Consider the following 12179-nt stretch of genomic DNA (forward strand, 5'->3'; position numbering starts at 1 on the left):
TTTATTTCAGGGAAAATCTGGGGCAAGTTCGAGGGACTGCAGTCCGTAAATGAAGCGAAAAAATAAAGTACCCTCTAGCGCAAAATCATCCAGAGGGTACTTTTCTTCGTTTCAAGATAGGCCTATCGCTGCCCAATCATTTTTTTCAAACGTCCTGCGAGCGGTACCACAATGATTCCCGCGAACACAACCTGCAGCACGTTTCCAGGGATGGAGCCGAATGGTTGAATCCAGTTCCCGTACAGGATGACTTCCGCAAAATAATAACCGACGATTTTGATCACCAGTGCGACGGCAACAGCCAATGTGTTGACCAGCATTTTTTTGCCAGGTACTTTTTCGGAGATGAGACCAGCCAAATAGCCCATTGTACCGACGATGATGAAGGTAAACGGTGCCCAAGCCGTCCAACCGGAGATCAGGTCGAAGAGGCCCATACCGAAAGCGCCTGCGATGGCTCCGGTTTTTCTGCCGTACACAAAAGCGGCGATAAAAAGAGGCACGTTCCCTAAGTGGATGAGGCCGCCGTTCCCCATGATCGGGAGTCGCAGGTTGATGAACATGGTGGCTGCAAGGGTAAAAGCGATGAAAAGGGCATTGATGACAAGCGTTTTTGTTTTCGATGCTTCTCTGGTTGCGAATGTAGAATCCATATGATTGCCTCTTTCTGTGTTTTTTCTTTATCATACACCGAATCTGTTACTTAATAAACACTTAATTTCATGATTTTGCACAGGTACAGAATTGCATTCGGGACAGATGTACAAAAAGGACGGTTTTGCAGCTTGCCCGATGAATTTTTCGTTTTGGTTGTGCACCATCAAATGATGGACAAGCGGACAATAAAAAATAGAAACCTCCAGTCTGATCAGTTCCATCGGACTAAGGGTTTCTTGTGAGATCAATTTGCCATGAGACAAAAAGGAGCACATGCAGGTGCCGCAGAAGCTCAGCTCACCCGTCTTGAAGGGAGGCTTCGTTCAGGGCATGGGCGGTGCGGATGGCGGATTGGATGGCCCCTTGAATCCAGCCGTGGTAATCGGAACCATGCTCCCCAGCGAAATAAACCCTGCCTTCCGGTGTTGAAATGTAAGGACCAAGGTCTGTTTCCTGAAAGGGCTTAAACATGGTGAATGCGCCTGCAGAAAAAGGATTCAGATCCCAATTCAGGACAGCTCCCGAGAGGAACGTCTTGTATACTTGCTCGCCGTGAATGTCGGCCATAATTCGGAGCGCTATCATGATCTGCTCGTCTTTTGATCTGCTGATCCACGGGAGTGCGTCATCTTCCCATGTATAGCTGGCCAGCACCACTCCGCCTTTCCCGCCGAAACCGTGGCTGGGGAAATAGGAGAGTCGAATGGGCAAATCCGTGACGCTCTGGCCGCCATACAGGCCTTCTTCTTCCCAGAACCTGCGTGAAAATTGCAAGCCTATTTTGGTCGAGGAAACGTAGTGAAGCTGGCGGATCGCATTCCATTTATGGTAGGAGAACAGGTGATTCGGTTCCACCCTGACGAATTGCAACACGGTAAACGGAACGGTAATGATGGTGTAGTCGGCGGTTACGTGAAATGGCTCTGACGATGTCGTTTTTACACCCGCTATCGTAACCTTGTCACCGTGTTGGGCGATTTCCGTCATTTTGCAATTGGTGTGAAGGCATTCTTTCACCTGCGGAAGGAAGGCACAGGGAAGTTGGTCAAAACCTCCGGAAATTTCATAAAACCGGGTGGTCGGCGTGAAGAGGATGAAGTCTCGCAAAATTTCCAGAAAGGAAAGTTCAGGGAACCCTTCAAAGCCGGACAGTACCTTGAACATATTGACCGCTGCCTCCGACAACGACTGCCCAACAGGATTGTGCCGCATAAACAAATCCATGGAATACATGTCAAACTGCTTCGTCACAATCGGCCAATGGCTCGCAGGGTCTTGGTTGATAAAATCAATAACAGGTTTGACAGCGAGGAGCGCCAATTCATCTGCGGTTTTTCCCCGTTCATGCGGGGCCAAAGGAAAACGGAGAATGTCGGGGTTTTGCTGATAAATCCACCGGCGCGTCTTTACACCGTTTACAGAAAGCAGATCGTTCGGCGTCATGTTGATGAATTCATTCAGGGGCAAGCGAAATTTCGATATGTACGCGAGTGTCAAAAGATGGGTGCTCGGGATTCGCATGGCCCCCGCTTCCACATATTGTCCATCGTAAAAAGGGGAACGCAGCGTAAAAACTCGTCCGCCGATCCGGTCGGACGCTTCCAGTATCGTGACCTGATGACCGGCTTCTTTCAGCAGAGAAGCACAAACCAGTCCGGCCATCCCTGCACCGACAATGACAATGTGCTTTGGGGCAGTTGTTTTCTGCAAACCGTTTCGGATGATAGAGACCATCGACGGTTCCGAAAGGGGGGAAGACTGTGGCATCGTATCCTCCTTTCCAACTCGATTCGTCCTATTCTATTCATGAGAGCGCCCGGATGTGATCGTATGGTTTGTTCCGACACCATTCGCACATTCATCAAAATTTAAAAAGAAATCCAAAAAGAGCGCGTATATTCCCCGCTGGCTGCTATGTGATGATGAAGACATCTCTGTACAGCAACTGGAGGTGTGGCGATTCGATGATTCGTATGCCTGAGAAAAAAGACGCGCTCAAACTGTTCGAGTACCTGCTCAATCCGGCGGTGGGGATGTACTCGCGAATCAAGCCTGCCTCTCCTGAAGAACTGTGGTTCAGCTTGATGGAGAAAAGGGAAGCAGCGGATTCCATTGTGCGTGTCATCGTGGACGATGCGGATGAGCCTGTCGGGTTTATTGCGATTTGGAATTACAACCGGTTTGCGCGGGAAGGGTTTCTCGCCACGATTATCGCTGAGGAGCATTGGGGAAAAGGCTACAATCAGCGGGCGAAAGCAGCTTTTCTTGCGGAGGTGTTTCGGCAAGGGCTGGAGTGCGCCATCGTATTGGTACGCAAAACCAATCCGCGATCGCTGAAGGCGGTTAGCAAGCTCCCGTATGCGTGCGCAATGCCGGTCGAAGAACGAACGCGCCTGCAAAATTTGTATGCGGGCATTACGGACGAACATGAGATTTTTGGAATTTACCGGGATGTTTTCGAGCGGGTGCAAGCGGAGATGCCCGACTCTGCCTATCCGGTTCTGCCCGTCTTGGAAAACTGAACATAAAGAATGACGAGATGAATGACCGCCGCTGCCGACAGTGAGCGGTTTTATTTTTTCAGTATGCAGGAACAAAAAAGAAACGGGCATGTACCCGTATCTAATCTTCCGGCGTGCGATCCAGAAAGAGCCTGGTGACAGACGTATAATCGCCTTTTTCCACCTCTTCTGGAGTGGCTTTTTCCTCGAGCGGATCGTGTCCGTTCATGCTCGGTGCCACGGTTGGCTCTTCTTTCGCAGCATGTTCTTTCGCGTCCATTTTTCCCCACCTCCTTTCAGGATTAGAGTGTGGAATCGGGAGCGTGCTTATGCAATTTGGGGTGGCCATATATCGAGGGGAAACTTCCGCTATTAAAAGACGCAAAGTTCGATCATCAGCCAATCGGCATGGAATAAACAGTATCCGCCCGGGAATAAATCCTTCCATTTTTCCGAACAGTATAAGGGAAGGAGGGATGGGGATGACCCAATTTGACGTATCATTGGTGCACAGGCTCGCCGACCAGCTGGAGGGTGTCGCGGTCTCGATGAAAAGCCATGTGAACAACCCGGATGGGCTTCAAAACGAACTTCAGCGTGTCGCGAGCATCGTCAACAGCTTGCAGGAGCTGGTGAAAGTGACGGACGCAAATGGAGCGAATCCTGTTGTACAGGATAACCGTGTGCGCTAGCGGCGTGCGTCAGGCATCGGAAAGGACGCAAAACGACATTCCAGCTGCGGAATGTCGTTTTTACCATGAGCGGTTGTTATTTTTGTACTTTTCGGTCTAAACCGGATTGATGCTGCAAGCGGGCCAAACGGTTCCGGGCTACTGGCAGCAGGACGTAGAGCGCTTGATGAAAATCATTTTGCGATAGTGTCCCAAAAGAGGAACCGGTTACTCCTCCACCACACCGCAGCCCCCGATAATCGGCACCCCGCCGGTCAAATCTTTTTCCAAGGTCGCAAGCTCGATGCGAATGCCGCTCGGGTCGTAGCAGAAAAGCGCGAGGAAGCCGCCTTCCTGGCCGCGTACGCCGATTCCGTCGAATTGCAGGCGAATCCCGTTTTGTTTCATGCGTGCTTCCAGTTGGCGCAGTACGGCAACGGACTCCACCTGCAAGGCGAGATGGTGCAGGCCGGCTGTTTTCACGGTCGCTGCTTGTTCGGCTGTCTGCCATAAGGTGATCATCGTCGTGCCGTCCGTCACAAAGGCATGATCACCTTCCACATCTTTCAACAGCTCAAATTCCAGAATGTCGGTAAAAAATCGTTTGGAAGCCTCCAGATTGGTTACGCTCAACCCCACATGGTTCACGCCTTTTGTCAGTGCCATACGTCCACCAGCTTTCTTTTCATTTTATTGTTTGGTTAACTTGGGAATCCGTGCCGAGCAGTTCCGGTACACTTGCTCGACAAAAACTTTGACCACCTGGATGCTGCCCGGGAACAAAGCGCACAGCTCCGGGTCATCCAGCAGTTCCGCCTGTCCGTTGATCCGCAGCCGCTGCTGATGGGTGAAATCGATGAAGAGCATGCCGACATGCGGATTCTCCACGATGTTCCCCAAGCTTTGGAATGCGCCGTTTCCCGGATAATCGGGGAAGATCAGCGTGGTGTCATCGAGAACTTTGACACAAGGGACGCCCCCGCGAAAACTGCAGTCGCAATTGCCGGCGCGATCTGCTGTCGCGAGGAAGAAAAATTCCATGGATTCCACATACCGGCTCAATAAATCAGACAGCTTGTGCCCGATCCGGATGCCATTCGTCTGAAACTTGCTCCGCAGAAATTGCTCGCCGCTTGCTTCCATCAAACTTCACCTCTTTTATAACCTTTAAATTAATTGTTTAATGGTTATATCATACATCGAACCTTCTAACTTGTAAATGGTGTTTTTATGGTTATAATTATTCTTGAGGTGAAAATCTTATGGAAAACACGCGCTATGTGTTAGGGGGAGCCTTGTGGATCAACCTGGCGAATACCGTCAATAAACGGGGTGTCGACCTTCTGGATGACGACGAAAAAGCGGAGCAGTGGCTGCTGGCAAATGATCTGCTGGCGAAGGAGAAGGGCGGGGACGGGCTGCAAGGCATCATCGCAGAGCTGCGTTCGCTTCGTGCACATTGCCTCGAGATATTGGCAGACCTGGAGCGAGGAGAGGTTGACCCGAAACGGACCCTGCAGCTTCAGTCCATTGTGGAAAACGTGCAGGTCCGCCTGTCGCTTTCGCACGCGGAAGACAAGCTCGAACTGATCTGCCGGGGAGTCACAATGACCGATGAGGTGCGGTATCAGGTCGTCCACTCCATCATTCATACGCTGCAGCACGTTTCGCGGGAACGGATTCGCTCATGCGAGCATGAGGAGTGCATTCTTCATTTTATTGATACTTCCAAATCGGGAAAACGACGCTGGTGCAGCATGGAGACATGCGGGAACCGGCAAAAGGCCGCAGAGTTTTATGCGCGAAAAAAGCTGCAAAAATGAAGGGGGCCAGCTTGGGAAATGTGGAGGCTTTCGCAAGCTGGCTCATTTTGTTCACGCGGGTTGCTCATCCATTCGAGCCGAGCAGCCACGCAATCGCTTCGGCATCTGTGGCAAAAACTCTGAACTGGCTGCCTTTGTTGGCTTCCAGCACCATTTCCTTGAACCTGCCTTTTCGCTCCAGCTGGTCGGGGAGAACGGCTGCCGTTTTGACATGGTAGTTCACGAACTTTTGCAAAATCGCGCCCGCAGCGCCGGTGCGCAGGTTAAAAAAATCGTCGGAAAGGGCAGCGGCTTGAAGCAGCAGCAGGTTCGTGTCGTTTTCGATGCACGCGGCAATCAGATCGAGCGCATCTTGTTCGGTTGCGAGCGGTGGCTGTGCAGATTGGCACTCGATATAGCGGATGTCGCCGCTTTCGCATACGCGGTATTTCATTTGGTTCGCCTCCTCGGAAAATGGTTGGGCATCAAGCTGTTTGCGGACGGTTTGAATCCAGTGCCACTCGTTTTTGTAGGTTGCGATGATGTTGTCATGGATCGCCTCCCAGAGGAAGCTTTCGCGCGGCGAGCGCTTGGGAGCGAGCAAGCCGCGCCGCTTTTTTTCTTGCTGCAGCAAAACTTGCAGGCTGATTTCGTTCTCATAACGGGTCAACAAATCGTTCAATTCGGCGGGGCTCAGCAGATCGGCCCACGCGAGCTGCGTCAAGAAGCTGTTTTTGTGCTCCGGCGGCAGCGGATCGGATTTGACCCATTCTTTCAGCTCCGCAAGGCCCGCATCGGTGATCGTGTAAATCTTGCGGGTAGGGGAGCTATCATGGTGGAGCACCTCATTGGTGACGAAGCCTTCGTCAAGCAGCTGTACCAGCGACTTGTAAATCTGATTGTTGTTGCCCGACCAGTACATAAAGGATGACTCCTCCATGATTTTTTTGATGTCATAGCCGGTCGAGGGCTTCCAGCTGAGAATGCCTAAGATGGCGAGCTTGATCGACATGTTGGTCACTCCTGTTTTTCATAACGTATGTTAACAGTAACATACGTTATTGGTAATTGCAAAATCATTTCAATTGATTTTAGTGGTCTCGACAAAATCCGATTTCACCATCCCGTAGTAAACCACGTCCTCATACGCGCCCCACTTCATGATGTGCTGGCATCCTAATTGGGCAAATTCCCTGAAATCCCCTTTTTCAAAAAATTTGCCCGACAGCTAACTTTCGTTACGATCGACCTTCTCGATCATTTTCAACACGTCCGGCGAAAGGGCAAAAAGCCTTCGGGAGACATCCTGAGGGCTTTTCGTTTTGTTCACGAGAGCAACATTTTCAATTTCAAGAAACTTTTGGTAACGTAAAGAAAGGAGAAAAACGGGAAGGGGGAACGAATACATGGAGCTGTTGGGAAAAATTTTTGGATGTCTGGCGGTTGTGGCCGCCATCTTGTTCATCGGGTTCTTCATGATGCTGGTGACCCCGCTTTTTGGCGGCGGACGGTTTTATCCGTTTGTCACGATGGGCAGTGCGGTGCTGCTGGCTCTTTTCGTCATTGTGCGAACGTTCGTGCCGATTCGGCCTCGCGTGCAGTTCCGAGCGCTCGCGGCCTGCTCTTTGCTGATCGGCCTGACCATAGCGGGCTATGAGATCAATCGAGCGTATGTAAACAGCATTCCGAAAGTCAGCGAGCAAGATGTCGATTTGGATGCCTACCGCCCGTTTCAGCCTGGCGGGCGGCTGGCTGTGCTGGATAAGCCTGCAACGCTTGCGCTGTCGTCCGATTTGCCGAAAATGGACGGTGCGACGGCACTTTATCCGCTGTATGCGGCTTTTGCCCAGGCTGTTTATCCACAAAAGCAGTACGACCGCTATGACAGCGAGGTGATGGTCAACACGACGCCGACTGCCTACGAAAACCTGATTGAGGGGAAGGTAGACCTCATTTTTGCGGCGGGCCCGTCCGATGCGCAGCTGGAGGCGGCGAAAGAAAAAGGGGTCGAGCTGAAGCTGACGCCGATCGGCCGGGAAGCTTTCGTCTTTTTTGTCAACGCAGCCAATCCGGTCACGGGTCTGTCCAGCGCGCAAATCCAGGAGATTTACGCCGGGAACGTGACCAACTGGCAGCAGGTCGGCGGGCGTGATGAGGAGATTCGCGCGTTTCAGCGTCCGGAGAACAGCGGAAGCCAGACCATGCTTGAAAAAATCATGGCAGGCCGCACGCTGATGAAGCCGCCGCAAGAAGATGTCGTCTCCGGCATGGGCGGGATCATCGCGAAAACGTCGGATTACCGCAATTACCAAAATGCGATCGGTTACTCCTTCCTTTATTTCGCCACGGAAATGGTGCGAAACGGCGATATTCGCCTGCTCGCAATCGACGGCGTGACGCCTGACATTAGCACGATTGCGAACAAGACGTATCCGTTTGCGGCCGAGTTTTATGCCGTGACGGCAGGAAGCAAAAACCCGCATGTCGCCCCTTTGATCGAATGGATTTTGTCGCCCCAGGGGCAAGAGCTGGTCGAGAAGACCGGCTACACGCCGCTTCATCGATAAGGCTGGATATTGACATAAAATTTGCCTGCTGTTATAAAAGGAATTGGATAGCACTCGTCGATTGAGAGTGCTAACAGCGTCTCCGAAACGGGCGGCGCTGCCTGCAGTACATTCACAGACGGAAAGGAAGACTATCTCATGGAAAAAAAGCAGTTTCAGGCGGAGTCCAAACGGCTTCTCGAAATGATGATCAATTCCATTTACACGCAAAAAGAGATTTTTTTGCGTGAGCTGATTTCCAATGCGAGCGATGCCATTGACAAAATTTATTACAAAGCGCTGACGGACGAAAACCTGGTCTTTGACAAAGACAATTACTTTATCAAAGTTGTTGCGGATAAAGAGAACCGCACGCTGACCATCCGCGATACCGGGATCGGGATGACCAAGGAAGAGCTGGAAAACCACCTCGGCGTCATCGCCAAGAGCGGATCGCTGGCGTTCAAAACCGAAAATGAAGCGAAGGACGGCCACAACATCATCGGCCAGTTCGGTGTCGGCTTTTACTCCGCCTTCATGGTTGCCGATGTCGTGACTGTGATCAGCAAAGCGCTCGGCAGCGACACGGCGTACAAATGGGAGTCGACCGGCGCGGACGGCTATACGATCGAACCGGCGGAAAAAGACGCCGTGGGCACGGACATCATTCTGAAAATCAAGGAAAACACGGAAGAAGAAAGCTATGACGAGTTTTTGGAGCAGTACCGCCTGAAGTCGATTATCAAAAAATACTCCGACTTCATCCGCTATCCGATCAAAATGGACGTGACCGGAAGACGGCCGAAGGAAGGCAGCGACAACGAGTTCGAAGATTATGTGGAAGAGCAGCGCATCAACAGCATGGTGCCGATCTGGCGAAAAAACAAAAGCGAGCTGACCGACGCGGATTACGAGAATTTTTACCAGGAAAAACATTACGGCTTCGACAAGCCGCTCAAGCATATCCATATCAGCGCGGATGGGGCTGTCGTCTATCAGGCGATCCTGTTCATCCCGGAAAACATCCCGTTTGACTATTACTCCAAAGAGTATGAAAAAGGGCTGGAGCTTTACGCGAACGGCGTTCTCATCATGAACAAATGCGCCGATCTGTTGCCGGACTACTTCAGCTTCGTCAAAGGGATGGTCGATTCGGAGAGCCTGTCGCTCAACATTTCCCGCGAAATGCTGCAGCATGACCGCCAATTGAAGCTGATCGCGAAAAACATCGCCAGCAAAATCAAGAACCAGCTGCAAACCATGCAAAAAAACGAGCGCGAGAAGTACGAGCAATTTTTCAAATCGTTCGGCCGCCAGCTGAAGTTCGGGATTTACAGCGATTTCGGCACCAACAAGGACATGCTGCAAGACCTGCTCCTGTTCTATTCGTCCAAGGAGAAAAAGTTCGTCACACTCGACGAGTATGTGTCGAGAATGCCGGAAGAACAAAAATACATTTACTATGCAACAGGCGAATCGATCGAACGGATCGACAAGCTGCCGCAAACGGAGCTGGTCGCGGAAAAAGGCTATGAAATCTTGTATTTCACCGAGGATATCGACGAGTTCGCGATCAAGATGATCCAAAGCTACAAAGAGAAGGAGTTCAAATCGGTCGCAAGCGGGGACTTAGGCATCGAGATGGATGACAGCCAAAACAATGCTGATGCGGTAAACGAAGAGAACAAAGAGCTGTTTGCGTACATGGCTGAGCAGCTTGCCGGCAAAGTCAAGAGCGTAAAAGCGTCGAAACGGCTGAGATCCCACCCGGTTTGCCTGTCCGCAGAGGGCGAGGTCACGATCGAGATGGAAAAAATCTTGAACGCGATGCCGAACAACCCGAATGTGAAGGCGGAGAAGGTGCTCGAGATCAACGTGCAGCATGAGGTGTTCCAATCGCTTAAGGACGCGTTTGAAAAAGACAAGGAAAAGCTGAATTTGTATACAGCGCTGTTGTACAACCAGGCGCTGCTGATCGAAGGCTTGCCGCTGCAGGACCCGGTTGCGTTCACGAACGATGTGTGCAAGATCATGGTGTAGGGAAGCGACGATACGGTTTGGCGAGGAAGGAGGGTCACCCAACAGGTGGCCCTTTTCGTTTTTTACGAAAACCGCTCGTGAATCTTTCCGCACAGCTCCTGCAAGGCAGCAACCAATCCTTCCTCACGCTCATAAAACCGGGCGGCCGGCAGCGGAATCGTGATGGCTGCGAGCTTGCCTGTGGGGGTATGAATGGCCGCACCAACCGCACACACGCCGACCGAATGCTCTTCACAGTCGTATGCGACCCCGCGCTCGCGAATCGCTTCCAGCTCTTTTTTCAAATCGGCATGGGCGGTTATCGTATGCGGAGTAAACGATTCAAGCGTTGCCGGCAAAAGCCGCTGGCAATCTGACCAGGAAAGCATCGACAGGATGGCTTTTCCATTGGCTGTGCAGTGCAGCGGAAAGGAGGCGCCGATGGCGGAAACCGCCTGAAGCCGCTGCGGGGCTGTGATCTGGTCCAAAAAGTATACGTGTCCGTGCTCCAAAATGGACAAGTCAACGGTCTCATCGACACGAGCGGAAAGCTGCTGGAGAAACGGACGCAGCTCGTCTCGCAGATCGAATTGAATCGCTTGGGCCAGGGAGACGAGACCGGGGCCGAGTCGGTAGCCGCCGCTTGCAGATGCGGGTACGACGAATGCCTCTTCCTCCAGGGCAAAAATGATGCGCTGTACCGTAGAGCGGGCCAGGCCGGAGAGGTGGGCGATCTGACCGAGACTTAATCCTGCGGGATGGTCTTTCAGTGCGCGAAGGATGCGTCCAGCGCGGGCGATGACTTGAATGCCGCCAGTTTTGGCAGGTTCGTTTGGTTGGGCGATGGTCAAGGAAAGAACCTTCTTTCTCAAACGTTGGGAAAAGATAAGGAAGATTGTATCGCATGACGGTACAATTAACCACATAATGGTATAGTGTATTACAATGCGGGCAAATTCTCAACCCATAAAAAAATCACCCTTTGAAAAACCGCCAACCGGCTGCTTCAGAGGGTGATTCTTTTTTCCTGCCTCTTCATCTGGCAGAAGCGGGGTAAATCGTAGAGGCGGTCTGAAACCGCTGATTGATCGCATCGCACGTTTTCAGCAGCGCCGCGATGATCCTATCTTCATTTCCGTGAAAGCGGGCAGCAGGCATGGGGATGGTGACGGCAGCCAGCTTTCCGCTCGTATCGCGGATCAGCGAGCCGACTGCGCAAATGCCCAGCGAATGCTCCTCGCGATCGTACGCAACCCGGGTTTGGCGGATCGTTTGCAGCTCCTGCATGAGCCGGCTTTTGTCCGTGATGGTGTGGGGCGTATACGATTCGAGGATCGCGGGCAGCGTGCGCTCGACCTCATGGTCACTCATTGCTGCCAGGATGGCTTTTCCGTTTGCGGTGCAGTGCAAGGGAAAGGAGGCGCCGATGCTGGAAATGGCCTGCAGGCGATGGGGAGCCGTGACCTGGTCGAGAAACAGGACGCTGTGATGGTCGAGAATCGACAGGTCGACGGTTTCATCGATTTCGGCTGAAAGCTGCTGCAAATAAGGGCGCACTTCTTCCCGCAGATCGATGCGCACAGCCGCTGCCAGCAAGGCGAGTCCCGGCCCCAGGCGCACACCGCCCGAAGCGGTTGCGGACACGACAAAGCCTTCCTCTTCCAGCGCATAGATGATCCGCTGCACAGTGGAGCGGGCCATTCCGACAAGCTGGGCGATCTGGCCGAGGCTCAAGCCGTTCGGGTGATCTTTCAAGGCCCGCAAGATGGTCGCCGCCCGGGCGATGACCTGAACGCCGTTATTTTTACTCTTTTCAGATTGTTCATCAGTCGGCAAGTGGGAGTGCTCCTCTCTGGCAAATTCATTAGCACTATCATACCAGAAAGCGATTTGGGAGAGGTAGCGTGGGGAGGGTTAGTCGAAATGAAAATACGTTCGTCAAAATGAATATTCTAAAAATTGTTGACAAAACAAAAAGGGTGA

At 52.0% G+C, this 12179-nt stretch carries 13 protein-coding genes; 5 read left to right on the forward strand and 8 right to left on the reverse strand.

What is annotated here, in order from left to right:
• Positions 1-122: 122 nt before the first annotated feature.
• Both ACTID9_RS07330 and ACTID9_RS07335 read right to left on the reverse strand, forming a co-directional pair.
• Positions 123-653, reverse strand: a complete 531-nt coding sequence (locus ACTID9_RS07330) for an ECF transporter S component (RefSeq protein WP_441070554.1) — start codon at positions 651-653, stop codon at positions 123-125.
• Between the two features lie 301 nt (positions 654-954).
• On the reverse strand, positions 955-2424 hold the full coding sequence (locus ACTID9_RS07335; RefSeq protein ID WP_441070555.1) for a flavin monoamine oxidase family protein: 1470 nt from the start codon (positions 2422-2424) through the stop codon (positions 955-957).
• Positions 2425-2621: 197 nt separating this feature from the next.
• On the opposite strand from ACTID9_RS07335, the gene ACTID9_RS07340 reads away from it, so the two are divergent.
• Positions 2622-3179: a GNAT family N-acetyltransferase gene (locus ACTID9_RS07340; protein WP_441070556.1), complete on the forward strand. Its 558-nt coding sequence runs from the start codon at positions 2622-2624 to the stop codon at positions 3177-3179.
• A 100-nt stretch (positions 3180-3279) separates the two neighbouring features.
• Here ACTID9_RS07340 and ACTID9_RS07345 read toward each other — a convergent pair whose 3' ends face one another.
• Entirely contained in the window at positions 3280-3438 is a 159-nt protein-coding gene (locus tag ACTID9_RS07345; protein ID WP_441070557.1) for a hypothetical protein, read from the reverse strand.
• A gap of 202 nt (positions 3439-3640) precedes the next feature.
• On the opposite strand from ACTID9_RS07345, the gene ACTID9_RS07350 reads away from it, so the two are divergent.
• Positions 3641-3850: a hypothetical protein gene (locus ACTID9_RS07350; RefSeq protein WP_122917751.1), complete on the forward strand. Its 210-nt coding sequence runs from the start codon at positions 3641-3643 to the stop codon at positions 3848-3850.
• A gap of 207 nt (positions 3851-4057) precedes the next feature.
• On the opposite strand, the gene ACTID9_RS07355 is transcribed toward ACTID9_RS07350, so the two are convergent.
• On the reverse strand, positions 4058-4495 hold the full coding sequence (locus ACTID9_RS07355; RefSeq protein WP_441070558.1) for a VOC family protein: 438 nt from the start codon (positions 4493-4495) through the stop codon (positions 4058-4060).
• A 24-nt stretch (positions 4496-4519) separates the two neighbouring features.
• Positions 4520-4972: a pyridoxamine 5'-phosphate oxidase family protein gene (locus tag ACTID9_RS07360; protein ID WP_441070559.1), complete on the reverse strand. Its 453-nt coding sequence runs from the start codon at positions 4970-4972 to the stop codon at positions 4520-4522.
• A 119-nt stretch (positions 4973-5091) separates the two neighbouring features.
• Between ACTID9_RS07360 and ACTID9_RS07365 the strand changes: the two genes are divergently transcribed.
• Complete coding sequence (locus ACTID9_RS07365; RefSeq protein ID WP_441070560.1) at positions 5092-5652, forward strand: CGNR zinc finger domain-containing protein; 561 nt, start codon at positions 5092-5094, stop codon at positions 5650-5652.
• Between the two features lie 64 nt (positions 5653-5716).
• Here ACTID9_RS07365 and ACTID9_RS07370 read toward each other — a convergent pair whose 3' ends face one another.
• Positions 5717-6643 carry a DUF4180 domain-containing protein gene (locus tag ACTID9_RS07370; RefSeq protein ID WP_441070561.1) on the reverse strand — a complete coding sequence of 309 codons (927 nt, stop codon included), beginning with the start codon at positions 6641-6643 and terminating at the stop codon, positions 5717-5719.
• Between the two features lie 394 nt (positions 6644-7037).
• On the opposite strand from ACTID9_RS07370, the gene ACTID9_RS07375 reads away from it, so the two are divergent.
• Both ACTID9_RS07375 and htpG read left to right on the forward strand, forming a co-directional pair.
• Positions 7038-8198, forward strand: coding sequence for a PstS family phosphate ABC transporter substrate-binding protein (locus ACTID9_RS07375; RefSeq protein ID WP_441070562.1), 1161 nt, complete (start codon positions 7038-7040; stop codon positions 8196-8198).
• 138 nt (positions 8199-8336) lie between these two features.
• Positions 8337-10217, forward strand: coding sequence for a molecular chaperone HtpG (gene htpG / locus ACTID9_RS07380; protein WP_441070563.1), 1881 nt, complete (start codon positions 8337-8339; stop codon positions 10215-10217).
• Between the two features lie 62 nt (positions 10218-10279).
• On the opposite strand, the gene ACTID9_RS07385 is transcribed toward htpG, so the two are convergent.
• Together ACTID9_RS07385 and ACTID9_RS07390 are read right to left on the reverse strand one after the other, a co-directional pair.
• The gene (locus ACTID9_RS07385) at positions 10280-11047 is read right to left on the reverse strand and encodes an IclR family transcriptional regulator (RefSeq protein ID WP_441070564.1); all 768 of its coding nucleotides are present in this window, start codon (positions 11045-11047) and stop codon (positions 10280-10282) included.
• A gap of 184 nt (positions 11048-11231) precedes the next feature.
• Entirely contained in the window at positions 11232-12032 is an 801-nt protein-coding gene (locus tag ACTID9_RS07390; protein ID WP_441070565.1) for an IclR family transcriptional regulator, read from the reverse strand.
• Between the last annotated feature and the right edge of the window lie 147 nt (positions 12033-12179).

The sequence above is a fragment of the Brevibacillus fluminis genome (assembly GCF_052072235.1).
Lineage (GTDB): Bacteria > Bacillota > Bacilli > Brevibacillales > Brevibacillaceae > Brevibacillus_D > Brevibacillus_D fluminis_A.

Coding starts and splice junctions, on each gene's coding strand:
- ACTID9_RS07330 (WP_441070554.1), bottom strand. CDS start 653: ATGGATTCTACATTCGCAACCAGAGAAGCATCGAAAACAAAAACGCTT.
- ACTID9_RS07335 (WP_441070555.1), bottom strand. CDS start 2,424: ATGCCACAGTCTTCCCCCCTTTCGGAACCGTCGATGGTCTCTATCATC.
- ACTID9_RS07340 (WP_441070556.1), top strand. CDS start 2,622: ATGATTCGTATGCCTGAGAAAAAAGACGCGCTCAAACTGTTCGAGTAC.
- ACTID9_RS07345 (WP_441070557.1), bottom strand. CDS start 3,438: ATGGACGCGAAAGAACATGCTGCGAAAGAAGAGCCAACCGTGGCACCG.
- ACTID9_RS07350 (WP_122917751.1), top strand. CDS start 3,641: ATGACCCAATTTGACGTATCATTGGTGCACAGGCTCGCCGACCAGCTG.
- ACTID9_RS07355 (WP_441070558.1), bottom strand. CDS start 4,495: ATGGCACTGACAAAAGGCGTGAACCATGTGGGGTTGAGCGTAACCAAT.
- ACTID9_RS07360 (WP_441070559.1), bottom strand. CDS start 4,972: ATGGAAGCAAGCGGCGAGCAATTTCTGCGGAGCAAGTTTCAGACGAAT.
- ACTID9_RS07365 (WP_441070560.1), top strand. CDS start 5,092: ATGGAAAACACGCGCTATGTGTTAGGGGGAGCCTTGTGGATCAACCTG.
- ACTID9_RS07370 (WP_441070561.1), bottom strand. CDS start 6,643: ATGTCGATCAAGCTCGCCATCTTAGGCATTCTCAGCTGGAAGCCCTCG.
- ACTID9_RS07375 (WP_441070562.1), top strand. CDS start 7,038: ATGGAGCTGTTGGGAAAAATTTTTGGATGTCTGGCGGTTGTGGCCGCC.
- htpG (WP_441070563.1), top strand. CDS start 8,337: ATGGAAAAAAAGCAGTTTCAGGCGGAGTCCAAACGGCTTCTCGAAATG.